20 protein-coding genes are annotated in these 23187 nt (G+C 69.4%); 16 read left to right on the forward strand and 4 right to left on the reverse strand.

Annotated elements, in window-relative coordinates:
• Positions 1–121: 121 nt before the first annotated feature.
• Positions 122–832: a septum site-determining protein MinC gene (gene minC, locus AAHF99_RS24200; RefSeq protein ID WP_342166925.1), complete on the reverse strand. Its 711-nt coding sequence runs from the start codon at positions 830–832 to the stop codon at positions 122–124.
• Positions 833–990: 158 nt separating this feature from the next.
• On the opposite strand from minC, the gene addA reads away from it, so the two are divergent.
• Together addA and trxA are read left to right on the forward strand one after the other, a co-directional pair.
• Positions 991–4467: a double-strand break repair helicase AddA gene (addA, locus tag AAHF99_RS24205; RefSeq protein WP_342166926.1), complete on the forward strand. Its 3477-nt coding sequence runs from the start codon at positions 991–993 to the stop codon at positions 4465–4467.
• A 177-nt stretch (positions 4468–4644) separates the two neighbouring features.
• Positions 4645–4974, forward strand: coding sequence for a thioredoxin (trxA, locus tag AAHF99_RS24210; protein WP_243952045.1), 330 nt, complete (start codon positions 4645–4647; stop codon positions 4972–4974).
• A gap of 36 nt (positions 4975–5010) precedes the next feature.
• Here trxA and AAHF99_RS24215 read toward each other — a convergent pair whose 3' ends face one another.
• Positions 5011–5658 carry a TetR/AcrR family transcriptional regulator gene (locus AAHF99_RS24215; protein WP_412759943.1) on the reverse strand — a complete coding sequence of 216 codons (648 nt, stop codon included), beginning with the start codon at positions 5656–5658 and terminating at the stop codon, positions 5011–5013.
• Positions 5659–5762: 104 nt separating this feature from the next.
• On the opposite strand from AAHF99_RS24215, the gene AAHF99_RS24220 reads away from it, so the two are divergent.
• The 10 genes from AAHF99_RS24220 to AAHF99_RS24265 all read left to right on the forward strand — a co-directional run bounded on the left by AAHF99_RS24220 (position 5763) and on the right by AAHF99_RS24265 (position 18086).
• A complete protein-coding gene (locus AAHF99_RS24220; protein WP_342166928.1) occupies positions 5763–6974 on the forward strand; it encodes an HlyD family secretion protein in 1212 nt (403 codons plus the stop codon).
• 11 nt (positions 6975–6985) lie between these two features.
• The gene (locus AAHF99_RS24225; RefSeq protein ID WP_342166929.1) at positions 6986–8572 is read left to right on the forward strand and encodes a DHA2 family efflux MFS transporter permease subunit; all 1587 of its coding nucleotides are present in this window, start codon (positions 6986–6988) and stop codon (positions 8570–8572) included.
• Between the two features lie 126 nt (positions 8573–8698).
• Complete coding sequence (gene rseP, locus AAHF99_RS24230) at positions 8699–9853, forward strand: RIP metalloprotease RseP (protein ID WP_342166930.1); 1155 nt, start codon at positions 8699–8701, stop codon at positions 9851–9853.
• Between the two features lie 418 nt (positions 9854–10271).
• The gene (gene bamA / locus AAHF99_RS24235) at positions 10272–12830 is read left to right on the forward strand and encodes an outer membrane protein assembly factor BamA (protein WP_342166931.1); all 2559 of its coding nucleotides are present in this window, start codon (positions 10272–10274) and stop codon (positions 12828–12830) included.
• 176 nt (positions 12831–13006) lie between these two features.
• Positions 13007–14068: a UDP-3-O-(3-hydroxymyristoyl)glucosamine N-acyltransferase gene (lpxD, locus tag AAHF99_RS24240; protein ID WP_342166973.1), complete on the forward strand. Its 1062-nt coding sequence runs from the start codon at positions 13007–13009 to the stop codon at positions 14066–14068.
• 109 nt (positions 14069–14177) lie between these two features.
• Complete coding sequence (gene fabZ, locus AAHF99_RS24245; protein ID WP_243952038.1) at positions 14178–14642, forward strand: 3-hydroxyacyl-ACP dehydratase FabZ; 465 nt, start codon at positions 14178–14180, stop codon at positions 14640–14642.
• 4 nt (positions 14643–14646) lie between these two features.
• Positions 14647–15465, forward strand: coding sequence for an acyl-ACP--UDP-N-acetylglucosamine O-acyltransferase (lpxA, locus tag AAHF99_RS24250; RefSeq protein WP_342166932.1), 819 nt, complete (start codon positions 14647–14649; stop codon positions 15463–15465).
• Positions 15466–15475: 10 nt separating this feature from the next.
• Positions 15476–16339: an LpxI family protein gene (locus AAHF99_RS24255; protein ID WP_342166933.1), complete on the forward strand. Its 864-nt coding sequence runs from the start codon at positions 15476–15478 to the stop codon at positions 16337–16339.
• Positions 16336–17532, forward strand: a complete 1197-nt coding sequence (lpxB, locus tag AAHF99_RS24260) for a lipid-A-disaccharide synthase (protein ID WP_342166934.1) — start codon at positions 16336–16338, stop codon at positions 17530–17532. Before AAHF99_RS24255 ends, lpxB begins: the two co-directional genes overlap by 4 nt.
• A 68-nt stretch (positions 17533–17600) precedes the next feature.
• Positions 17601–18086, forward strand: a complete 486-nt coding sequence (locus AAHF99_RS24265; RefSeq protein ID WP_342166935.1) for a hypothetical protein — start codon at positions 17601–17603, stop codon at positions 18084–18086.
• A gap of 4 nt (positions 18087–18090) precedes the next feature.
• On the opposite strand, the gene AAHF99_RS24270 is transcribed toward AAHF99_RS24265, so the two are convergent.
• Positions 18091–18306, reverse strand: a complete 216-nt coding sequence (locus tag AAHF99_RS24270; RefSeq protein ID WP_342166936.1) for a hypothetical protein — start codon at positions 18304–18306, stop codon at positions 18091–18093.
• 74 nt (positions 18307–18380) lie between these two features.
• Here AAHF99_RS24270 and AAHF99_RS24275 point away from each other — a divergent pair, with 74 nt between their 5' ends.
• A complete protein-coding gene (locus tag AAHF99_RS24275) occupies positions 18381–19640 on the forward strand; it encodes an NRAMP family divalent metal transporter (RefSeq protein WP_342166937.1) in 1260 nt (419 codons plus the stop codon).
• 60 nt (positions 19641–19700) lie between these two features.
• Positions 19701–20240: a formaldehyde-activating enzyme gene (fae, locus tag AAHF99_RS24280; RefSeq protein ID WP_342166938.1), complete on the forward strand. Its 540-nt coding sequence runs from the start codon at positions 19701–19703 to the stop codon at positions 20238–20240.
• A gap of 114 nt (positions 20241–20354) precedes the next feature.
• On the opposite strand, the gene AAHF99_RS24285 is transcribed toward fae, so the two are convergent.
• Complete coding sequence (locus AAHF99_RS24285; RefSeq protein ID WP_342166939.1) at positions 20355–21503, reverse strand: DSD1 family PLP-dependent enzyme; 1149 nt, start codon at positions 21501–21503, stop codon at positions 20355–20357.
• Between the two features lie 211 nt (positions 21504–21714).
• Here AAHF99_RS24285 and AAHF99_RS24290 point away from each other — a divergent pair, with 211 nt between their 5' ends.
• On the forward strand, positions 21715–22434 hold the full coding sequence (locus AAHF99_RS24290) for an ABC transporter ATP-binding protein (protein ID WP_409564601.1): 720 nt from the start codon (positions 21715–21717) through the stop codon (positions 22432–22434).
• On the forward strand, positions 22427–23167 hold the full coding sequence (locus AAHF99_RS24295) for an ABC transporter ATP-binding protein (protein WP_342166940.1): 741 nt from the start codon (positions 22427–22429) through the stop codon (positions 23165–23167). The genes AAHF99_RS24290 and AAHF99_RS24295 overlap by 8 nt, the downstream gene beginning before the upstream one ends.
• Positions 23168–23187: the final 20 nt, after the last annotated feature.

Genomic DNA, 23187 nt, shown 5'->3' on the forward strand with positions numbered 1-23187 from the left:
TATGCTGGATCGCTCGACGGATCGCCTCCGTCGTCGTGGCGCTGCCGTGAAGAACCTGGCCCATAGCGCGTCCCTCCACTCCGACGTGAAGAGTGCACCATCAAACCCCGGGATCAAACATCTAGCGCGTCTGATCGAACAGCGACAGCCTTAGCGAATCCTCGACCAGCCGCACCTCCACCGGCTGGTTGCGGAAGGCGGGGTCGAGATCGTCGGCGGCCTTGTACAGGCCGTCGATGGCCACAAGCTCCGGCTCGAAGCGGCGGCACCAGATCCGCGCGGTGGGGTTGCCCGAGGCGCCCGCCACCGCCCGGCCGCGCAGGGCGCCGTAGACGTGGATCGAGCCCCCGGCGATCACCTCCGAGCCGGAGGCGACCGCGCCGAGCACGGTGACGTCGCCGTCGAGGTGCAGGATCGTCTGGCCGGAGCGGACGGGGCTGTCGAGGATCAGCGACCGGGCCGGCATCACGCGGGCGGCGGGCTCCGGCGCGGGGGCGTCGGGCGTCTCCACCTCCCCCGAGGGCCGGCCACCCGAGAGCGAGGGCGGCAGGCCGGGGCCGAGCATGCCGGGCGGCGCGCCCTCGATACCGTGAACGGGGATGTTGCGCGCGGTGAGGTCCGCCACGAGCCCGTCGAGATCCTCCCGCGTCAGCGACAGGCCGGTGAGATCGAGGATGGTCGGGCGTCCGGCGAAGAAGGCAGGGGCCCGCCGACAGAGGGCGTCGAGGTCGGCGAACCAGTCCGAGACCGGCGGCACGGGCGCCAGCACGGTCGCCATGAAGGAACGGCCGCGGAAGCGGATCGGCGGACGGGCCTCGTTGGAATTGGTCATCGTCACCGGCGGATCGGGTGGTTTCGCAGGCAAACGCCTTCGCTCATCCATGAGGCGGCGCAGGCGCCTCCGCAATCCCGGTGCGTCACGGAGATGGCGCGCGAGGCGAACACCTCGTGTACAAGTCGGGTCTCACGACGATCGCGCGGACGGACACCTTGGATTCCCCAGCGGGACGGACCCTGCCAGACACTGCCCGGACGATCGTCGTCGATCCGCTGACCCGCGAGAACCAGCGCCGGGCGGCCGATCCGCGCGCCTCGGCCTGGGTCTCGGCCAATGCCGGCGCGGGCAAGACCAAGGTACTAACCGATAGGGTCGTGCGGCTGCTCCTCGACGGGTCGCCCCCCGGCCGCATCCTCTGCCTCACCTTTACGAAAGCCGCCGCCGCCAACATGGCGATCCGCGTGTTCCAGCGCCTCGGCCGCTGGGTCACGCTGGAAGATGCCGCCCTCGCGGACGAACTCATCGAACTGACCGGCGAACGGCCCTCGGCCGAGCGCCTGCGCATGGCGCGGCGCCTTTTCGCCCGCGCCGTGGAGACGCCGGGCGGCCTGAAGATCGAGACCCTGCACGCTCTCTGCGAGCGGCTGCTGCACATGTTCCCGTTCGAGGCGAACGTGCCGGCCCGCTTCGTGGTGCTGGACGAGACGCAGGCGCAGGAAATGTTCGCCCTGGAGACGGCGAACGTGCTCGCCGACGCGACCCAGGCCGGCGAGAGTCCGTTGGGCGCGGCGCTGGCCCGCGTCACCGCCGAGGCGACAGGGGAGGCCCTGCACGATGCGGTACGCGCGGCGGTACGCGCCCATGCGCTGATGGCGAGCCGCAACGGGCTCGACGGCGCCTTCACCCGCCTGCGCAGCGAACTCGGCCTCGCCGCCGGGGAGAGCGCGGAGCGGATCGAGGCCGCGATCCTCGATGACGGGCTCGACGACCTCACCGCCATCGCCGCCGCCCTCCAGACCGGCAAGGCCAGCGACGCCACCCTGGCCGAAACGGTTATGGAGGCCCACGCCGCGCTGAACCGCCCTGACCGGGGCGAGGCGGTCGAGCTCTACAAGGCGATCTTCTTCACACAGAAGGACGAGCCGAAGGCCGACAAGAGCCTCGGCACCAAATCCGTCCCCGAACCGGTGAAGCTCGCGCTGATCGAGGAGCGGGACCGCCTCGTCCCCCTCTTCGACCGCTTACGCGCCGCCCGCGCCCATGCGCGGACGGAGGCGCTGTTCATCCTCGCCGCCGAGATTCATCGCCGAGTGGAGGGGCAGAAGGCCCGCCTTGGCGCCCTCGACTTCGACGACCTGATCCGCCGCGCCCTCGATCTGTTGTCGCGGGTCGGCGCGGGCTGGGTACTCTACAAGCTCGACAAGGGCATCGACCACGTCCTCGTGGACGAGGCGCAGGATACGAACCCCGAGCAATGGGCGATCCTGCGCACCCTGACCCAGGAATTCGCCGCCGGGGCCGGCGCGCGGGAGGGCCACCGCACCCGCTTCGCGGTGGGCGACCCGAAGCAGTCGATCTACGGCTTCCAGGGCGCCGACCCGCGCGAATTCGCGGTGACGCGCAAGGCCTGGATCACCGAATCGCGCGCGGCGAACATCGTCTTCGCGGACGTGCCCCTCACCCTCTCCTTCCGCTCCACGACAATGGTGCTGAAGGCGGTCGATGCGGTCTTCGCCATCGACGCGCACAATGACGGCCTGTCCGAGGAGGACATCCGCAAACCCGTCCATGCGAGCGCCCGCCCCCAGGCGGCGGGCTCCGTGGAGATGTGGGACATCGCCGAGCCCGAGGCCACCGACGAGGTGAGCGCCTGGACCGCCCCGGTCGATACGCCCGATCCCGGCGCCCCGGCGCTGCGGGTCGCGCGGCGGGTGGCCTTGGCCGTGCAGGCCTGGACCCGCGACGGCGACGCCACCGGTCGGATCTGGCGGCCGGGGGACATCCTGATCCTCGTGCGCAAGCGCGGCCCCGCCTTCGAGGAGGTGATCCGCGCCCTCAAGGGCCTCGGCGTCCCCGTGGCTGGGCAGGACCGGCTGGAGGTCTCGGCCCATATCGCGGTGATGGATCTCGTCGCCATCGGCCGCGCCGGGCTGCTGCCCGCCGACGACCTGACCCTGGCGACCGCCCTCAAGACGCCCCTCGTGGGGCTGTCCGACGAGGATCTGGTGCGCCTCGCCTCCGAGCGGGACGAAGCGGAGACATTGCAGGACGCCCTCGCCCGCCACGCCGAGGCGGGCGACGCCGCCGCGATCGCCGCGCGGGACGCCCTGAACACCTGGATCGGCCTCGCCGGCGCGCTGGGGCCGTTCGGCTTCTACGCGCGGCTGCTCGGCCCGATGGAGGGACGGGCGAAGCTCGTGGCGCGGCTCGGCGGCGAGGCGGGCGACGCCATCGACGTGTTCCTGGCGGCGGCAGCGCAGTCCGAGGGCAGCGACGAGGCGCCATCGCTCGGCGGGTTCCTGGCGCGCTATGTCGGCGCCGAGGCCGGGCACACCGTGAAGCGCGACCTCGAATCGGGCCGCGACGAGGTGCGCGTGATGACCGTGCACGGCTCCAAGGGGCTGGAAGCGCCGGTCGTGGTCATTCTCGACGGCTGCGAGGCCTTCGCTGGGAAGGACCCGCCGCTACTGCCGATGCTCGGGCGCGACGCGGTGCTGCCGCCGGTCTGGGCGGGCAAGTCGCAGGATTGCGCGGCGACGGAACAGGTCCGCGCCGCCCTCTCCGCGCGGTCGCGACAGGAGCACAACCGCTTGCTCTACGTCGCCATGACCCGCGCCGCCGACCGGCTGATCGTCGCCCCCTTCCGGGGCAAGATCCGCGAGACGGACGCCGCATGGTGCCGGATGATCCGCGCCGGGATGGAAGCCGCCCTCGGCGAGGGCGAGACCGTCGAACTGTCCTACGGCCCGGCGACGCTCTGGCGCGAGGGCACAACGGCCAGGGGCGAGGCGCCTGCGTCCCGCACCCGCGAGGACCGGCCCGAGGCTCCGGCGTGGCTGCGCCGCCGCGTCGAGACGGAAACTGTGGCGGAAGCGCCGCTGCATCCTTCCGGCATGCTCGATGCCGCCGACGGGGCGCGCCTGCCCCCGCCACGCCTCGCCGATGCCAATGCCCGCCGCCGGGGCCTCCTCGTCCACGCCCTGTTGCAGCACCTGCCGCGCGTGGAACCGGCGACGCGGCGCAAGGCCGGGCTGGCCTATCTGCAATCGCGCGCGCCGGGCCTCGGCGAGCCGGCCCTGCGGGGCATCCTCGGGGCGGTCATGCGCCTTATCGAGGATCCCGCCCTCGCACCGCTCTTCACGAACGACGCCCGCGCGGAGGTGAGCCTGTCCGGCCGCGTGAGCGTCGGTGGGGTGGAGCGCCCAGTGACGGGCCGCCTCGACCGCCTCGCCGTCACCGATGACACGGTGACGCTCGCCGACTTCAAGACCGGCCGCCCGCCCGCCGAGGACGCCCCCCTCCCCGAGATGGAGGCGAGCCAGATCGCCCTCTACGCCCGGCTGCTCGCGCGGATCTATCCCGGCAAGCGCATCCTGCCGATGCTGGTTTGGACCTCCGGCCCGGTCATCCGCGAACTGGACGACGCCACCGTCGAGGCGGCGCTGGCGCGGGTGGGGATCGCGGGCTGAGAAAACCGTGGACGCAATCGGTTCGGGCATGAATGGCGTGCCCCGCCGTCATGCGTCCCGCGCCGCGCTCCTTGACCACCCGGACGCCCGTCGCCAATTCTGGCTCGACCGTGCGGGCGAGTGTCCGTCCGTGGCCGTCCGGCATCCCCAGCCGGCGGCGTTGCGAAAGGTAGTACGATGGCGACGGTGAAGGTTACCGACGCGAGCTTCGAGCAGGACGTTCTCAAGTCCGCGGAGCCGGTTGTCGTGGATTTCTGGGCCGAGTGGTGTGGCCCCTGTCGGCAGATCGGCCCGGCGCTCGAAGAGATCGCGACCGATCTCCAGGGCAAGGTGAAGATCGCCAAGGTCAACGTCGACGAGAACCCGGGGATCGCCTCTCAGTACGGCATCCGCTCGATCCCGACGCTGCTCTTGTTCAAGAACGGTGAGCGGGTCGACCAGAAGGTCGGCGCGGCCCCGAAGGGCGACCTGTCCCGCTGGATCTCGGCTCAGACCGCCTCGGCCTGATCCGCACGAGGCGTCGGGCCGCCCGGCCCGGCGCCCTCACGGCGCGTAGCCAGCGAGGAAGATCCGCACCGCCTCATCGACCCGGTGGTGGAGTTCGCCTTCGTTCTCAATGCCTCCGGCCGAGAACAGGAGCCGCGTGAACAGGCCCGCCTGACACAGGTGCAGGAAGTGCTTCGCGGCGAGTGTCGTGTCCGCCTTATTCAGGCGCCCCGCGACGACCTGCGCGTCGAGATAGGCCGCGAGCCGCCCAACCCCGAGTGCCGGCCCCGCCTCGAAGAACGCCCGCCCCAGATGCGGGAACTTCTCGCAGGCGCCGATCACCATGCGCACCAGCGAGACGTGCTCGGGCTTGCTCATCTCCACGAGATAGATCCGGCCGAGGCGCGTGAGCACGCCGCGCATGTCGGGATCCTCGACATCCAGCGAGAACAAAGCCTCCGCAAGATCGCGCTTCTGCGCGATGGTCAGCGCCTCGAACAGCGCGTCCTTGCTGTCGAAATAGACGTAGAGCGTCCCCTTCGACACGCCGGCGGCCTTGGCGATCTCGCCCATGCTCGCCCCGTCGAAGCCCGACGCCGTAAAGACCCGGCGCGCGCCTTCCAGGATCTGCCGCCGCTTCTCCGTCTCGACTCCGTCGCGCTCGACGGCACTCGTCCCCGCCACCTGTCTTGCCCCCAAGCTCATTGACCGAACGGTTCGGTCAAAATATGCTGAGGGAATTCGGGATCGGCGTCAACGCTCGTTCCGCTCATTGACCGAACGGTTCGGTCAAACTGGAGTGTATTCGGATGTCCCTCCGTGAGGATGCCGGGCGGCCGACCGAGGTCGCGGACGACGAGAGCCTGAGCGCAGCGTCTCCGCCACGCGCCGATTCCCGTTCGGTGGCCACCGTGCCCACGCAGGCCCTGGCGCCGGCTGAGCCGGTGAAGCGCAAGCGTCCGCTCCGCAAGCTTCTGCTCCTCGGCCTGCTGGCGGCGGCCGTCGGCGGGGGCGGCTACGAGGGCTGGCAATGGTGGAGCGTCGGGCGGTTCTTCATCTCGACCGACGACGCCTATGTGCAGGCCGACATCTCGGTGCTGGCCGCCAAGGTCTCGGGCTATCTCGAAGCCGCGCCCGTGGTGAACGGCCAGACGGTCGCGCGCGGCGATGTCATCGCCAAGCTCGATGACGGCGATTACCGGCTCGCCTTGCAATCGGCGCGGGACAAGCTCGCCACCCAGCAGAGCACCATCGAGCGGATCGGCCGGCAGGCGGATGCCGCCGAGGCGCAGGTCGCGCAGGCTTCCGCGCAGGTGGAGGCGAGCCGCGCCGACGCCGTGCGCGCCGATGCCGACTATCGCCGCGCCACGCAGATGCAGGCCGATTACGTCGCGAAGTCACGCATCGACCAGACCAAGGCGGACCGCGACCGCACCGAAGCCGCAGTGAAGGGCGCGGAAGCCGCGCTGCTCGCCGCCCGCGCCAACGTCGATGTCCTGCGGGCGCAGCAGAAGGAGGCCCGGAACCTCTCGGCCGAGCTGAGCACCGCCGTGGACCGCGCCCAGCGCGACCTCGACTTCACGGTGATCCGCGCGCCCTTCGATGGCGTCGTCGGCAACAAGGCGGTGGAGGCGGGCGCCTACGTGGCGCCGGGCACCCGCGTGGCCGCCCTCGTGCCGCTGCAGAGCGTCCGCATCGACGCGAACTTCAAGGAGACGCAGGTCGAGCGGATGCGCCCCGGCCAGGCGGTGATCGTGACCGTCGATGCCTATCCCGACCGGCCGATCCGGGGTGTGGTGGAATCGTTCTCGCCGGCCTCCGGCTCGGTGTTCAGCCTGCTGCCGCCTGACAACGCCACGGGCAACTTCACCAAGATCGTGCAGCGCCTGCCCGTGCGGGTGAAGGTGCCCCTCGACGTCGCCCGCGAGGGCATCCTGCGGCCGGGCCTCTCGGCGGTGGTGAAGGTGGACACCCGCGAGGCGGGCGGGCGGGCGAACGCCCGGGTCGCCGAGGCGCACTAGAGCCCGCCGCCATGGCCGCCTCCGCCGCCCTCTCGCCGGCCGCTATCCCGGTGCCGGCCGATCCGCCTCTCGACCGGCGGCGGATGATCGCCTTCCTGTGCATGGTGTTCGGGATGTTCATGGCGATCCTGGACATCCAGATCGTCTCGGCCTCCCTCAACGAGATCCAGGCCGGGCTCTCGGCCTCCGGCGACGAGATCCCCTGGGTCCAGACCAGCTATCTCATCGCGGAGGTCATCTCGATCCCGCTCTCGGGCACCCTCTCGCGGGTGCTCTCGACCCGGTGGATGTTCGCCATCTCGGCGGGCGGCTTCACCGCCATGAGCCTGATGTGCGCCTCCTCCTCGACCATCGGCGAGATGATCGTCTGGCGGGCGCTCCAGGGCTTCATCGGCGGCGGGATGATCCCGACCGTCTTCGCCTCGGCCTTCACGATCTTCCCGCCCTCGAAGCGGACCATCGTCTCGCCGATGATCGGCCTCGTGGCGACCCTGGCGCCGACCATCGGCCCCACGGTCGGCGGCTATCTCACCGACCTCATGTCCTGGCACTGGCTGTTCCTCGTGAACGTCGTGCCCGGCATCCTCGTCACGGTCTCGACCGCGATCCTCGTGGATTTCGATAAGCCGAACCTGTCGCTCCTCGACGATTTCGACTGGTTCGGCCTCGGCGCGATGGCCGCCTTCCTCGGCTGCATGGAATACGTGCTGGAGGAAGGTCCGAACCATGACTGGTTGCAGGACGAGGCGGTCTTCGCCTGCGCGATCATCTGCGTCGCGAGCGGCCTGCTGTTCTTCTGGCGGGCCTTCACTGCCCGCCAGCCCATCGTGGACCTGCGCGCCTTCTCGGACCGCAACTTCGCCAGCGGCTGCGTGGCGAGCTTCATCATGGGCATCGGCCTCTACGGGCTGACCTACCTCTACCCGGTCTATCTCGCCCGGGTGCGCGGCTACTCGGCCCTGATGATCGGCGAGACGATGTTCGTCTCCGGCCTCTGCATGTTCGCCACCGCGCCCATCGCCGGGCGGTTCTCCGGCAAGGTCGATCCGCGCATCCTCATGGCGATCGGCTTCGCCGGCTTCGCGGCGGGCACTTGGATCGTCACCGGCCTGACCAAGGATTGGGACTTCTGGGAACTGCTCTGGCCGCAGGTGCTGCGCGGCTGCTCGCTGATGCTGTGCATGATCCCGATCAACAACATCGCGCTCGGCACCCTGCCCCCGGCGCGGATGAAGAACGCCGCCGGGCTCTACAACCTCACCCGCAACCTCGGTGGCGCGGTGGGGCTCGCGCTCATCAACACCCTGCTCAACGACCGCTGGGACCTGCACCTCACCCGGCTGCACGAGCGCTTCACGTGGTCCCACGCCCCGGCCCTGGAGCGGCTCGACGCCATGCAGCGGGGCTTTTCGGATTACGGCAGCGCCGCCTCGTCCATGGCGCTGAAGGCCATGACCAACACGGTGCGCATCCAGGGGCTGGTGATGGCGTTCGAGGACGTGTTCCTCGTCCTCACCGTGCTGTTCCTCGCCATGGCCTGCGCGGTGCCGCTGATCCGCAAGCCGAGGGCCAGCGCGGGCGGGGGCGGCGGCCATTGAGGGGTGGATTGCGGGGGGCGCTGCGGATGCGGCAGGATTGAATAGCCTCCGCCAGTACCGATCTGCTAATGACGGATCACGGGACCGACGGAAGACGGCCCCGCGCCGACGGCCGGGACGGGACGCATGGATTTTCTCAACGCTATGGGCGGCACCGCCGGAAGCTTCTTCGGCGCCGTCATCCCGTTCCTGTTCGTGCTCACGGTCGTCGTGTTCGTGCACGAGATGGGCCACTTCCTCGTCGGCCGCTGGTGCGGTGTCGGCGTCCACGCCTTCTCCATCGGGTTCGGCCCGGAACTGTTCGGCTTCAACGACCGTCGCGGCACCCGCTGGAAGCTCTGCGCCATCCCCCTCGGCGGCTATGTGAAGTTCCACGGCGACGCCAACGGCGCCAGCGTACCGGCCCCCGAACTCATCGCGCAGATGACCCCGCAGGAGCGGGCGATCAGCTTCCCGACCCAGCCTGTCGCCAAGCGCGCGGCCATCGTCGCCGCCGGGCCGGTGGCGAACTTCATCCTCGCCATCGCCCTCTTCGCCGGGGCGATCTGGCTCGGCGGGCGCTACGAATTGCCGGCCCGCGTCTCCTCCGTTGAGGCGAGCAGCGTCGCCGACCAAGCCGGCTTCAAGCCGGGCGATCTCATCACCGCGATCGACGGCGAGGCGGTCGGCGACTTCAACGCCATGTACCGGACGGTGACGGGCTCGGCCGGCACCCCCCTCGCCTTCACCGTCGAGCGGGACGGCCGCACCCTCACCATCAACGCCACGCCGGCTACTATCGAGGAGCGCACGCCGTTCGGCCGCCACCGGATCGGCCGGCTCGGCATCCGCTCGCCCAACGGCAGCGAGGCGAAGCTCGTCCAGTACAACATCGCCAACTCGCTGAAGCTCGGGGTGAGCGAAACCTACTTCGTGGTGGAGCGGACCTTCTCCTACCTCGGTAAGCTGATCACCGGCCGCGAATCCGCCGATCAGCTCTCCGGCCCCATCGGCATCGCCCGCGTCTCGGGCGAGGTCGCCAAGACCGGCGGCGTCGGCGGGCTGGTCGGGCTCATCGCTCTGCTCTCCGTCTCGATCGGGCTGCTGAACCTCTTCCCCGTGCCGCTGCTCGATGGCGGGCACCTGCTGTTCTACGCCTTCGAGGTGGTGCGCGGCCGTCCCCTCAGCGAGCGCGCGCAGGAGGTCGGCTTCCGCATCGGCCTCGCCCTGGTGCTGATGCTGATGCTGTTCGCCGCCTGGAACGACATCCTCAACCTCGGCGCCTCCCTGCGGAACACCTGATCCGCCCCAGTGGGGGCGGTGGATAGGGTGCAAAAATAAACCCGCCCGCCCCCGCCCCGGCGCCCAGCGAGCGCCACAATCTTGGCCGTACTCTCTCCTCCAGCGAGCTTGCGGGACGGTTTACAACCGCTGAACGCATGAGCCGGTGCCACCGGAAAGTGGCGCTGCCACAGGCATTTACGCCTTGTTCAGCATGATCGCCGCTTTCGTCGCACGGTGACCGCCGCGTTAAGTGGCGCGAAGGCCACGACGCGGCAAAATCCCCTCCTGAACGCTACGGCCACGTTTGCTTGGCGGGGGAATCCCTTTAAGAGCTTTGCTTGGACCGAAGCCACGCTTGGACCACGGGAATGGGACGATCGACCAACGGTCGCCCGCGCAGGCAAGGCCTGCGACCAGATCAGAAACGGGCGATTGCATGATGTCGTTGACGGGCAAGCATCGGCGTAAGTCGATGCGGAAGACCATCGTCCTGATCTCCGCCGGGGCGGGTATGGTCCTGGGCGGAGCCGCCCAGGCTCAGCAGATTGTCGTGCAGGGCAACCAGCGCGTCGATTCCGACACCATTCGGTCCTACGTCACCGGCACCGCTTCGGGCTCCGCAGAGGAAGCCCGGCGCAACCTGCTCGCCAGCGGCATGTTCTCGGACGTGAAGGTGTCCCAGGGTGGCGGACGCACGGTCGTGACCGTGCGCGAGAACAACCTGATCAACCGGGTGGTCTTCGAGGGCAACAAGAAGGTCGAGAAGGCGACGCTGGAGAGCGTGGTCGAGTCGAAGTCGCGCGGCCCCTACAGCGAGGCCACGATCAACGCCGACCTCGCCCGCATCCGTGACGTCTACAAGCGCTTCGGCCGTGGTCTCGCCAAGGCCACCTACCGCACGGTCACGCTGCCCAACGGCCGCGTCGACGTGATCTACGACATCGACGAAGGCGATAAGACCGGCATCCTGTCGATCAACTTCGTGGGCAACCAGGCCTATTCCGAGCGGACGCTGCGCGGGCTGATGAGCTCGTCGGAGATGAACTTCCTGTCGTTCATCAAGACCTCGGACGTCTACGATCCGGACCGGATCAGCCAGGACCTCGAGCAGGTGCGCCGCTACTACCTGAAGAACGGCTATGCCGACTTCCAGGTGGTGAACGCCGATGCGCGCTACGTCGAGGGTGAGCAGTCCGGCTACGTCATCACCATCACCCTGAACGAGGGCCAGCAATACGCGGTCGGCGCCGTGGCGGTGGATTCGCGCCTGCCCGGCCTCGACACCGAGGCCCTGCGCAGCGACATCGCCACCAATGTCGGCGACACCTACAACGCCGACGACGTCGAGCGGACGCTGAACACCTTGACCCGCGACGTGAACCGGGCGGGCTACCCGTTCGCCCAGGTCCGCCCGACCGGCCAGCGCGATCCGGCGACCCAGAAGGTCTCCCTCGGCTTCGTGGTCGAGGACGGCCCGCACGTCTACGTCGAGCGCATCAACGTCCGCGGCAACACCCGCACCCGCGATTACGTCATCCGCCGCGAGCTCGATTTCGCCGAGGGCGACGCCTACAACCGCGTGCTCACCGACCGCGCCGAGCGCCGCCTGAACGGCCTGGGCTTCTTCAAGAAGGTCCGGTTCTCGAACGAGCCCGGCTCCTCCCCCGACCGCGTCGTCGTGAACATCGATGTCGAGGATCAGCCCACGGGTTCGTTCTCGGTGGCGGGCGGCTACTCCACCCAGGACGGCATCATCGGCGAAGTCTCGGTCTCCGAGTCGAACTTCCTCGGCCGTGGCCAGTACGTGCGCCTCGCCGGTACCGGCGGCCAGTACTCGCGCGGTGTCGATTTCTCGTTCACCGAGCCGTACTTCCTCGGCTACCGCCTCGCGGCCGGCTTCGATGCCTTCTACAAGTACTCGGACCTGACCCGGTACTCGCGCTACGAGACGACCGTCTATGGCGGCCAGCTCCGTATCGGCCTGCCGATCACCGAGGAATTCGGCGTTACCCTTCGCTACTCGCTGTACAACACCGAGCTGAAGGTCCCGAACAGTCTCAAGAAGCCGTACAACGACTGTTCGATCCCGATCCCGGGCTACACGCAGACCTACGCGGGTGGCACGATCCTGAACGGACGCGACGTCGGCGGCCAGTCGATCTACCCGAACTGCGCGTATGACGGTGAAGCCTCGATCGCCATCAAGGGCTCGCAGGGCAACACCCTCACCTCGCTGGCCGGTCTGACCCTCGCCTACTCGACGCTCGACGTCATCGGCGCGCCGCGCAACGGCATCTACGCCGAGTTGAAGCCGGACGTGGCCGGCATCGGCGGCGACTCGAAGTTCTTCCGCGTGACGGCCGACGCCCGTTACTACAAGGAACTGTACGAGGACGTCGTTGGCTTCGTCCGCTTCCAGGGCGGTCACGTCGAGGCGCTGGACGGCAAGCCGCTGCGCGTCACCGACCAGTTCTTCCTCGGCCCGTCGCTGGTGCGCGGCTTCGCGCCGAACGGCATCGGCCCCCGCGACGTCGGCATCGCCGACGCCCGGTCCAACGCCATCGGTGGCTCGACCTATGTCGGCGGCACCGTCGAAATCCAGTTCCCGCTCTACGGCGTGCCGCGCGATCTGGGCCTGAAGGGCGCGGTGTTCGCCGATGCCGGAACGCTGTTCGGCTATCACGGCCAGCGCACCTTCGACGTGAACGGCGATCAGTTCATCAACGGCTTCGCCGCCGGTCGATGCAACTTCAACGCCTTCACCATCGGCGTCGAGCCGGAGTGCGTGAACGTCCGCGACAAGGCCGTCATCCGGTCCTCGATCGGCGCGTCCATCCTCTGGAACTCGCCGCTCGGCCCGATCCGGTTCGACTACGCCTACGCCCTGAGCAAGGACGAGGGTGAGAAGGTCATCATCCCGGGCACCGGCAAGATCGGCCATATCGGCCGCGACCAGACCCAGGCGTTCCGCTTCTCCGGCGGCTCGCGCTTCTAAGACCCTGCAGCGATGCTCCGGCCGGGGATGCCCCGGCCGGAGTTTCTCGTTTATAGAGCGCCCTGACGCTCCCCTTCGCCGACCGTCCCCCGCCTCGGACGTTTCGATTCCGGGAGCCCCCCTCGCCGGACGCGCCGAGCCCGACGATGGGCGTCATCGGCGCGGTTTGGTTCGAGATGTCCGACACAGAGTTCTTCACGCCCTCGGCCGCGATCGCCTACGCCGACATCGCCGCTGCGGCCGGTACCGCCCTCCCCGAGGGCGTGGACCCCGCCCGCACCATCGCCGGGGCCGCCCCGCTGGAAAGCGCCGGACCCTCCGACCTCGCCTACATGGACAATGCCCGCTACGGCGAGGCCCTCGCGCAGACCCGCGCCGGCCTCTGCCTCGTCGGGCCGCGCTTCGCCGCCCGCGTTCCTGCGGAGACGGTCGCCATCGTCTGCCGCGATCCCTACCGGGTCTACGCCGCCCTGCTCGGGCGGCTGCATCCTGACGCCCTGCGGCCGGGGCCGCAATTCGGCGGCCGGGGCCTCGCCTCCGGCGCCCATGTCCATCCGGAGGCGCGGCTGGAGGAAGGCGTGACGGTCGATCCCGGCGCCGTGGTCGGGCCGGGGGCCGAAATCGGGTCGGGCACGGTGATCGGCCCGAACGCGGTGATCGGACCGGGGGTGCGGATCGGCCGGGATTGCGCCATCGGCGCGGGGACCACGCTGAGCCATGCCCTCGTCGGCAACCGGGTCATCGTCCATCCGGGCGCCCGGATCGGGCAGGACGGGTTCGGCTTCGCCATGGGCGCGACGCACCTGAAGGTGCCGCAGGTCGGCCGGGTGATCGTGCAGGACGATGTCGAGATCGGCGCCAACACCACCATCGACCGGGGCGCCTCCCGCGATACGGTGATCGGCGAGGGCACGAAGATCGATAACCTCGTGCAGATCGCCCACAACGTCGTGATCGGGCGCCACTGCGTCATCGTCTCGGGCGTGGGCATCTCCGGCTCAACGACCCTGGAGGATTACGTGGTGCTCGGCGGGCAGGTCGGCGTGGTCGGGCACCTGCGCATCGGGCGCGGCTCGCAGATCGCCGGTTCCTCGAACGTCAACCGCGACGTGCCCCCGGGCTCGCGCTGGGGCGGCACGCCGGCCAAGCCCGTTCGGGCCTGGTTCCGGGAGCTGACCACCCTCGCCCGCCTCGCGGAACGGTCGGGCCAGGATGCCGCCGAGGGCGAGAAGTCCTGAGGGGCGCGGGCCCTAAAACGGTGCCCCGCCCTTGCACATCCATGCATTTCTGCAAAAGAGAGGCCGCCGCCGGCACGGCGCCGGCGGCCAGCGAGGGCGGCACAACACGATGAGCGAGGCGGATCAGGTTCTCGGGACGGCTGACATCCACAAGTTGCTGGAACTGCTGCCGCACCGCTACCCGTTCCTGATGGTCGACCGCATCGTGGAGATCGACCGGGACGAATCCTGCGTCGGCATTAAGAACGTGACGGCCAACGAGCCGCAGTTCCAGGGCCATTTCCCCAATCTGCCGGTCTTCCCCGGCGTGCTCATCATCGAGGGCATGGCGCAGACGGCCGGCGCAATCTGCTGCCGCCACATCATGACGGACGAGCTTCGCACGAAGCAGGTGTTCTTCATGACGATCGACAAGTGCAAGTTCCGCAAGCCGGTCATCCCGGGCGACCAGATCCGCTTCGAGATGCGCAAGATCAACCACCGCCGCACCATGTGGTGGTTCCGCGGCGAGGCGAAGGTGGACGGCGTGCTGGTGGCCGAGGCCGAGATCGGCGCCATGCTGGTGACGGAGTGAACCGATGAGCGCCCCCGCGATCCACCCGAGCGCCGTGGTCGAATCCGGCGCCGAGATCGGCGACGGGGTGCGGATCGGCCCGTTCTGTCATGTCGGGCCGGATGTGGTGCTTGGCGAGGGCTGCGAGTTGGTGAGCCACGTCGTGGTGGCCGGACGCACCCGCGTCGGCGCGCGGACGCGGATCTTCCCCTTTGCCTCCATCGGCCACCCGCCGCAGGACCTGAAGTATCGCGGCGAGCCCTCGACGCTGACGATCGGCGAGGAATGCCTGATCCGCGAGGGCGTCACCATGAACCCCGGCACGGCGGGCGGCGGGTTGCAGACCGTGATCGGCGACCGCTGCGCCTTCCTGGCGAACTCCCATGTCGGGCACGACTGCCATGTCGGGTCGAACGTGGTCTTCTCGAACAACGTGATGCTCGCCGGCCATTGCTGGGTCGGCGATTACGCGATCCTCGGCGGCGGCGCGGCGGTGATCCAGTTCGCCCGCGTCGGCGCCCACGCCTTCGTCGGCGGCTTGTCCGGGCTGGAGAACGATTGCATCCCCTACGGCATGGTGCTCGGCAACAGGGCCTATCTGTCGGGGCTGAACATCGTCGGCCTGCAGCGGCGGGGCTTCGCCCGCGAGGACATCCACACTTTGCGCCGGGCCTACCGGCTGCTCTTCGCGCAGGAGGGCACGCTGATGGAGCGGGTGGAGGACGTGGCGACGACCTTCGAATCCCACACGGCGGTGCGCGAGATCATCGAATTCATCCGCGCGGGCGGCAAGCGCTCCATCTGCACGCCCCGCGAGGCCCCCATTCCGGTGGGCGGCGCCTGACACCCTCGCCATGGAGCAGGCCGCTTCGCCCGGCGGGGAAAACCTCGTCCTGATCGCCGGCGCCGGCCGCCTGCCGGAACTCGTCGCCGATTCCCTGGTCAGGGCGGGCAAGCCGTTCCGCATGATTGCCCTGCGCGGCTTCACCGGCCGCCCCCTGCGCGGGCGGGCGGACGCGGTGGTGGACCTCCTCGACCTCGCCGCGACGCTCGCCCACCTCAAGAGCTGGGGCCCGGCGGTGGTGGTGCCGGCGGGCAGCGTCGCCCGGCCGAGTGCGGCGGCGATCTTCAATGCCGGCGCAGCGTGGCGCAACCGCGAGGCCCTGCGCGAGATCGCGGGCGGCGGCGATGACCGCCTGTTGCGTGCCGCCGTCTCGCTGGTGGAGGAGAACGGGCACCGCGTGCTCGGCGTGCACGAGGCGGCGCCGGATCTGCTCTGCCCGGAAGGACCGCTCGGCCTCGTGAAGGCCGATAGCGAGGCGATGGCCTCGATCCGCACCGGGCAGGCCGTGCTCTCGGCGCTGGCGCAATTCGATGTCGGTCAGGCGGTGGCGGTGGCCGGGGATAGGGTCCTCGCCGTCGAAGGGCCGGAGGGCACGGACAAGATGCTCGCCCGCGCCCGCGCCTTGGGGCGCAAGCCTTTCGGCCGGGGGCGCCCCAATGCCGGGACGGTGCTGGTGAAGGCGCCGAAGCGCGGTCAGGATTTGCGCATCGACCTGCCGGCCGTCGGCCCCCGCACGATCCGCAACGCCCATGCGGCCGGCTGCACCGGGCTCGCCCTGAAGGCCGGCGGAACTCTCATCATCGACCGGGCCGCGACGGCGGCCGAGGCGGACAGGCTCGGCCTGTTCGTCATCGGCTTCGGGGGCGACGCATGAGCGCCCCCCGGATCTGGCTGGTGGCGGGCGAGGATTCCGGCGACCAGCTCGGCGCGAAGCTGATGCGCGCCCTGCGCGAGGCGGCGCCGGGAGTGACCTTCGGCGGCGTCGGCGGGGACGCCATGGCGGAGGCGGGTTTCGCCTCGCTGTTCCCCCTCGATGACGTGGCGGTGATGGGCTACCTGCCGGTCCTGGCCCGCGCACGGACGCTGCTGCGGCGCATCCGCGAGACGGCGGACGACGTGGTCGCCGCGCGCCCGGACGTGCTCGTCATCATCGACAGCCCCGGCTTCACCCATGCGGTCGCCAAGCGGGTGCGCAAGGCGGTGCCTTCCATCCCCATCGTGGATTACGTCTCGCCGAGCGTCTGGGCGTGGCGCCCCTGGCGGGCGAAGGGCATGCGCCCCTTCATCGACCACGTTCTCGCCCTGCTGCCGTTCGAGCCGGAGGCGCACCAGCGCCTCGGCGGCCCGGCCTGCACCTATGTCGGCCATCCGCTGATCGAGCGCCTCGGCGAGTTGCAGCCCGATGGGGCGGCGCAGGCGCGGCGCGAGCGGGCCCCCTACTCTCTCGTGGTGCTGCCGGGCTCCCGCCGCTCCGAGATCGAGCGGCTGATGCCGGTCTTCGGGCCGACCCTGGCGCGGGTCGCGCGCGAGGTCGCGGTGGAAGCCGTGCTGCCGGCGGTCTCGCGCCACCGGGCGCGGATCGAGGAACTGGCGAGGGCCTGGGACGTGCCGGTGCGGATCGTCTCGGGCGAAACCGAAAAGTACGCGGCGTTCCGCTCCGGCCGGGCGGCGCTCGCGGCCTCGGGCACCGTGACCCTCGAATTGGCGCTGGCCGGGGTGCCGAGCGTCGTGGCCTACAAGGTCTCGCGGGCGGAGGAGTTCATCGCCCGGCGGCTGATTCAGGTCCCGAGCATTGTGCTGCCGAACCTGATCCTGAACCGGAACGCGATGCCGGAATTCGTGCAGGCGGATTGCTCGCCGGAAAACCTCTCGGCGTCGCTGCTGCCGTTGCTGCGCGGCGGGCCGGAGCGGGAGGCACAGATCGCCGCCTTGGACCGGATGGACGACCTCACCATCCTGCCGGACGGCGACACCCCGAGTCGGGCGGCGGCGCGGGTGGTACTCGCGATGCTGCACCCTCCGGCGGTGGCCAGGGGGACACAGGCCGGGGATGGCGGCGCGGCGTAAGGCGCCGACAGCTTGACCGCAGAGTGGGGCGCGGTTCAATGCGCTCACGGGTGCCCGAGCGGGTCGGGATGGCCTCGTTGAGAGAGGGATGGCGGATCGTGCGGCGGTTTCCGCTCCTCGTCCTGGCGGCCCCGGTGCTGGCGGCGGCGCTCGTCGGCTGCACCGCGACGAGCTTTTCCTACATCTCCAAAACGTATGTCGGCCTGCCGTCGCAGGTCGTCACCATCGGCTGCAAGGAGCCCTACGAGATCTATGACAACCGGCAGCAGCGCCGGATGCTCATCGTCTCGAACGCCCTGCGCGAAGTCACCGGCTGCAACCTGAACGACCTGAGCATCGATCCCGACCCGTCCGCGTCCCGCACCGGCCGCTTCCGCACGGCCGCCCGCACCTACCTCGACGAGACCGTCCGCGAGGATTGCACGATTACGGGTGAGACGGATTTCGACGCGCTGAAGATCGAGTTCGCCTATTCCTGCGCGGCGCCGATCGAGAAGCGCGGCACCAAGGTTCCGCGTCTGCCGGGCCGTCGCCCCGGCCTCCAGGCTCAGTAAGGGCTCAGAGCTCCGGGCGCGGGAAGGTGCGCTCGGCCGCATCGCCCGCCGCCGCGAGCAGGGCGCGGGCGAAGGCCCTGGCCTCGGCCCGGTCGAGGATCACCGCCGCCGTCACCGGCTGGCCGGCGAGATCCGGCAGGGTCAGTTCGAGGCGAACGCCCTCTCTGACGGCGCTGGCTTGAAGGCTCCAGCCTGCCTCTCGTCCCGGCTGCTCGGCCATGGTGCTCCCCCCGTGAGAAATGACGCACCCCGCCCTCGCGCGGAACCGGTGCCGGCACGGCCTGTTCCCGCCCCATGCCGACGCGCCAAGCCTCTACGGCCTCCTCACTGCCCCGCCTGTCGGGTTTCCTCAAGGTCGCCGGGCCCGGCCTTGTGGTGATGCTGGCGGATACGGATGTCGGCAGCCTCATCACGGCGGCGCAGAGCGGCGCGAAATGGGGATACTCGCTGCTCCTGCTGCAGCTTCTATTGATCCCGATCCTCTACATCGTCCAGGAACTGACCGTCCGCCTCGGAACGGCGACGGGGCGCGGCCATGGCGAACTGATCCGCGAACATTACGGGCCGGTGCTGGCTTGGATTTCCTATGCCGGGCTCGTCGTCGCGGGGGTCGGCGCCATCGTCACCGAGTTCTCGGGCATTGCCGGGATTGGAGACCTGTTCGGGGTGCCGCGCCTCGTCAGTCTCGGGCTTCCGGCCGTCCTCCTGCTGCTCCTCGTCTTCACCGGCAGTTACCGGCGGGTGGAGCGGGTCGCGCTGGTGGTGGGGCTGTTCGAACTGGTCTTCATCGGGCTCGCCATCGCGGCAAAGCCGGACCCCGACGCGATCCTCAAGTCGTTTGCGCACATCCCGCTCGGCAACGGCGATTTCCGGGTGTTGATCGCGGCCAATATCGGCGCCGTCATCATGCCGTGGATGATATTCTACCAGCAATCGGCCGTCGTGGACAAAGGCTTGGGCTGGGATCACATGCGCCGCGCGCGGCTCGATACGTTCATCGGCGCGGTGATTTCGCAATGCGTGATGGGCGCGATCCTCATCACGGCGGCGGCCACCATCGGCCAATCCGGCCAGGGCACGAAGCAGGGCCTGGAGACGGTGGGCGACCTCGCCAAGGCGTTCACCCCGGCCCTGGGCCCGCTCCTCGGGCAGGCGGTGTTCGGGATCGGGATCATCGCCGCCGCCTTCATCGCCCTGAACGTGGTCGCGCTGGCGCTGGCCTGGGGCTTCGGCGACGTGACGCAGCGACCGCATTCCCTGGAGAAGTCCCCGCGCGAGGCGCCGGCCTTCTACGCCATCTTCACCATCGCGGTGGTTGCGGGCGCCATCGCCGTGCAACTCGTGTCGAATCTCGTGGCCTTGAACGTCGCCGTCGAGGTGATGAACGCTCTGCTTCTGCCCCTGGCGCTCGGCCTGCTCATCCTCCTCGCGACGCGGGCGCTGCCGGAGGACAAGCGCGTGAAGGGGACCTACAAATGGGTCGTCTATACGGTGTCGGGGGTGACGGTCGCCTTCGCGATGGTGGGTGTCCTCGACGGAATCGGTTTGATCTGACGAGTCCCGGTTGACGGCGTGGGAGGGATGATGTCTCCCCGGCGCGACAAGGAGGCGTTTATGTCAGAGATTTGGTTCCGCGCCGGTGAGGCGACAGTGCTGGCCGCCGAGGGCCAGTACACCGACGCAATGCCCGAGGTGTTGATCGGCTCGGTGCGCGGCCCGGTCGGCCAGGCCTTCGCCTCGATGATGGGGCAGGCCCAGGGCCACACCCGTATGTACGTGGTGCGCGACCTCAACCAGCTCGTGCGCCCGGTGACGATGATGACCAGCAAGGTCACCATCCAGAGCGCCGATTACGTCGAGCTTCTGGGCGGCGTCGTCCAGGCCGCGACGGGCGATGCCATCGTGGATTGCATCATCGAGGGCATCCTCCCGAAGGACGGCCTCGACGACCTCTGCATGATCATCATGATCTGGCTCGATATCCGCTGCGCGGACGACGACAACCTCGACCGCAAGGACCTCTACCGGACCAATTACGAGGCGACCAAGATCGCCATCGCCCGCGCCCTGAAGGGCGAGCCGACGGTGGACGAACTGATCGCCAACCGGAAGACGGTGAAGCACTACGCGCTGGAAGACCTGATCGAGTATTAAGGATCTTCCTCCGTCATTGCGAACGCAGTGAAGCAATCCAGGGAAGCGGGACGCCTCAGAACGGTGCGGCTCCCTGGATTGCTTCGCTGACGCTCGCAATGACGGTCACAGCCTTCACCACCCGTTGATCCGCGGCCATTCCGCATAGCGCCGTCCTTCACCGTCGAGGACGTGATAGCGGTCGTATTGCGCGGCGGTGGCACAGGCGTGGTTCGGCAGGATCCGTACCAGCGTGCCCACGGGCAGGTCGGGGCGCTCGGCGCCGGAGCCCTTCCGCAGGGCGAGCACCCCGTGCTCCTGGTTCGCCTGGGCGACGATCAGGTCCTCGAAAGGACGTCCCGCCCGGTCGCAGACGATCCCGTAGCCCTGGTCCACGGCCTGCGCCGCCGTCCCCCGGTCGCGGGACATCGCCATCCAGCCGGCATCGGTGATGATCCAGCCCTTGTCCGGCCGGTGGCCGATGACGCTGGCGAGCACCGAGACGGCGATGTCGTCCACCGCGCAGGAGCCGATCCCGGCCTGCACCAGATCCCCGAACATGTAGACGCCGGCCCGCACCTCGGTGACGCCGTCGAGATGGCGGGCGTGCCGCGCGGTCGGGGTCGAGCCGACGCTCACCACGGAGCAGGTCAGCCCCGCCGCCCGCAGGGTCTCCGCCGCCTGGACCGCCGCCCGGCGCTCGCCATCGGCGGCCTCCGCCAGCGCCTCGGGATCCGACAGGCCATAGCTCTCGCCCGCATGAAGCAGCACGCCGCGCAGTTCCGCGCCCTCGGCGAGCGTCGCGCCGATGCCGCGCAGGAGGTCGGCATCGGCGGGCTTCACGCCGGAGCGATGGCCGTCGGGATCGACCTCGATGAAGACGGGCAGCCGGTCCCCGGTGGCCCGGCTCCATCGCGCGACGGCCTCGGCCTGCGCCAGCGAATCGAGAACCAACGCGAGGTCCGCGCCCCAGCGGCTGCGGATCGCGCCGACCCGGTCGAGCTTGTGGGGGGCGATGCCGACCGCGTAGGTCAGGTCGCGCACGCCGCGCTCGGCGAAATACTCGGCCTCCTTCAGCGTCGAGACCGTGGCGGGGCCGTCCGGACCCGTCATCGCCATGCGGGCGACTTCGATGGACTTCGCGGTCTTGAGATGCGGGCGGAAGGTCACGCCGTGCCGCTCCACCTGCGCGCGCATGCCGGCGAGGTTGGCGGAAAGCTTGCCCTCGTCGAGGAGAAGGCAGGGCGTCTGCAGGCCGTCGAGCCCGTCCTGTGATCCTGTCATCGCGTCACCACTCCAAAGCCCCCGCCGCCCCTTTAGGCCTTCCGGTCGACCGGCAAAACCAGGGCGGGCGTATCAGCGGCCGTGGATTGTTTGTGGCGCCTCACCGAATCCGGTGGACGGCGCGAGACGCCTTCGTCCATAGAGCCTTAAACAAATGCGGGGAGGGCCGCTCTTGGGACGGGACGTGATCCTGGCAACTCAAGGGTTGACCATGGAATTCAAGGGATTTCGTGCGGTCAACAACGTTGCGCTGCAAGTCGAACGCGGCACGATCCACGCGTTGATCGGCCCCAACGGGGCCGGCAAGACGACCTGTTTCAATCTTCTCACCAAATTCCTGCAGCCCACCGCAGGCTCGATCCGCTATAAGGATCGCGACATCACGGGCCTGAAACCCGCCGACGTGGCGCGTCTTGGGCTTGTCCGGTCGTTCCAGATCTCGGCCGTGTTCCCGCACTTCACGGTGATGGAGAACGTCCGAATTGCCCTGCAGCGGCGGCGGCACGGCGATTCGTTCGATTTCTGGCGCGGGGAGAAGATGCTGCGCGCCTTCGATGCCGAGGCGCTGGAACTCGTGGAGGCGGTCGGCCTCTCCGAGTTCGCCCGGACGCTGGCAGTGGAGCTCTCCTACGGCCGCAAGCGCGCCCTGGAGATCGCGACGACGCTGGCCCTCGACCCGGAGATGCTGCTCCTCGACGAGCCGATGGCCGGCATGGGCCACGAGGACGTGGACCGCACCGCGCAGTTGATCCGCCGGGTTGGCAAGGACCGCACCATCCTCATGGTGGAGCACAACCTGTCGGTGGTGGCCTCCCTGTCGGACCGCATCACCGTCCTGGCGCGCGGCCAGGTGCTCGCCGAGGGCGATTACGCCACCGTCTCGAAGGATCCCCGCGTGATCGAGGCTTACATCGGGGCGGGACATGCCTGAGGCGGCCATGAAGGCATCCCCCGCCGCCGCGGCGGCCTCGCTGCTCACCGTGCGCGGCCTCGAAGGCTGGTACGGCGAGAGCCATGTGCTCCACGGCATCGACATCGACGTGAAGGCCGGCGAGGTCATCACGCTGCTCGGCCGCAACGGCGCGGGCAAGACCACGACGCTGCGCGCGATCATCGGCATCCTCGGGCGCCGCTCCGGCTCCATCGTCTATGACGGCGTCGAGACCATCGGCATGGCCTCGCGCAAGATCGCCAAGCTCGGCCTCGGCTACGTGCCGGAGGAGCGGGGCATCTTTTCGAGCCTCACAGTGCACGAGAACCTGATGCTGCCGCCCCGGGTGAAGCCCGGCGGCATGACGGTGGCCGAGATCCACACCCTGTTCCCGAACCTCAAGGAGCGGGCGGGCAGCCAGGGCACCAAGCTCTCGGGCGGCGAACAGCAGATGCTCGCCATCGGCCGCATCCTGCGCACGGGTGCGAAGCTGATCCTGCTCGATGAGCCCACCGAAGGACTGGCTCCGGTGATCGTCCAGCAGATCGGCCGCACGATCCAGAAGCTGAAGGCGGACGGCTATACCATCGTCCTTGTGGAGCAGAACTTCCGCTTCGCGCAGACGCTGGCCGACCGTCACTTCGTGATCGAGCAGGGGCGGGTCGTCGATCAGATCGCCAACGCCGATCTTGACGCGAATACTGACAAACTTCACGCCTATCTCGGCGTGTGAGCATCACTGTTCCTACTTCT

Source organism: Methylobacterium litchii (assembly GCF_038442315.1).
Taxonomy (GTDB): Bacteria; Pseudomonadota; Alphaproteobacteria; order Rhizobiales; family Beijerinckiaceae; genus Methylobacterium; species Methylobacterium litchii.

What these genes read in the sequence shown, in the direction of transcription:
- minC (WP_342166925.1), bottom strand. Translation starts at nt 832, where the DNA reads ATGACCAATTCCAACGAGGCCCGTCCGCCGATCCGCTTCCGCGGCCGT.
- trxA (WP_243952045.1), top strand. Translation starts at nt 4,645, where the DNA reads ATGGCGACGGTGAAGGTTACCGACGCGAGCTTCGAGCAGGACGTTCTC.
- AAHF99_RS24215 (WP_412759943.1), bottom strand. Translation starts at nt 5,658, where the DNA reads ATGAGCTTGGGGGCAAGACAGGTGGCGGGGACGAGTGCCGTCGAGCGC.
- AAHF99_RS24220 (WP_342166928.1), top strand. Translation starts at nt 5,763, where the DNA reads ATGTCCCTCCGTGAGGATGCCGGGCGGCCGACCGAGGTCGCGGACGAC.
- AAHF99_RS24225 (WP_342166929.1), top strand. Translation starts at nt 6,986, where the DNA reads ATGGCCGCCTCCGCCGCCCTCTCGCCGGCCGCTATCCCGGTGCCGGCC.
- rseP (WP_342166930.1), top strand. Translation starts at nt 8,699, where the DNA reads ATGGATTTTCTCAACGCTATGGGCGGCACCGCCGGAAGCTTCTTCGGC.
- bamA (WP_342166931.1), top strand. Translation starts at nt 10,272, where the DNA reads ATGATGTCGTTGACGGGCAAGCATCGGCGTAAGTCGATGCGGAAGACC.
- lpxD (WP_342166973.1), top strand. Translation starts at nt 13,007, where the DNA reads ATGTCCGACACAGAGTTCTTCACGCCCTCGGCCGCGATCGCCTACGCC.
- fabZ (WP_243952038.1), top strand. Translation starts at nt 14,178, where the DNA reads ATGAGCGAGGCGGATCAGGTTCTCGGGACGGCTGACATCCACAAGTTG.
- lpxA (WP_342166932.1), top strand. Translation starts at nt 14,647, where the DNA reads ATGAGCGCCCCCGCGATCCACCCGAGCGCCGTGGTCGAATCCGGCGCC.
- AAHF99_RS24255 (WP_342166933.1), top strand. Translation starts at nt 15,476, where the DNA reads ATGGAGCAGGCCGCTTCGCCCGGCGGGGAAAACCTCGTCCTGATCGCC.
- lpxB (WP_342166934.1), top strand. Translation starts at nt 16,336, where the DNA reads ATGAGCGCCCCCCGGATCTGGCTGGTGGCGGGCGAGGATTCCGGCGAC.
- AAHF99_RS24265 (WP_342166935.1), top strand. Translation starts at nt 17,601, where the DNA reads ATGGCCTCGTTGAGAGAGGGATGGCGGATCGTGCGGCGGTTTCCGCTC.
- AAHF99_RS24270 (WP_342166936.1), bottom strand. Translation starts at nt 18,306, where the DNA reads ATGGCCGAGCAGCCGGGACGAGAGGCAGGCTGGAGCCTTCAAGCCAGC.
- AAHF99_RS24275 (WP_342166937.1), top strand. Translation starts at nt 18,381, where the DNA reads ATGCCGACGCGCCAAGCCTCTACGGCCTCCTCACTGCCCCGCCTGTCG.
- fae (WP_342166938.1), top strand. Translation starts at nt 19,701, where the DNA reads ATGTCAGAGATTTGGTTCCGCGCCGGTGAGGCGACAGTGCTGGCCGCC.
- AAHF99_RS24285 (WP_342166939.1), bottom strand. Translation starts at nt 21,503, where the DNA reads ATGACAGGATCACAGGACGGGCTCGACGGCCTGCAGACGCCCTGCCTT.
- AAHF99_RS24290 (WP_409564601.1), top strand. Translation starts at nt 21,715, where the DNA reads ATGGAATTCAAGGGATTTCGTGCGGTCAACAACGTTGCGCTGCAAGTC.
- AAHF99_RS24295 (WP_342166940.1), top strand. Translation starts at nt 22,427, where the DNA reads ATGCCTGAGGCGGCCATGAAGGCATCCCCCGCCGCCGCGGCGGCCTCG.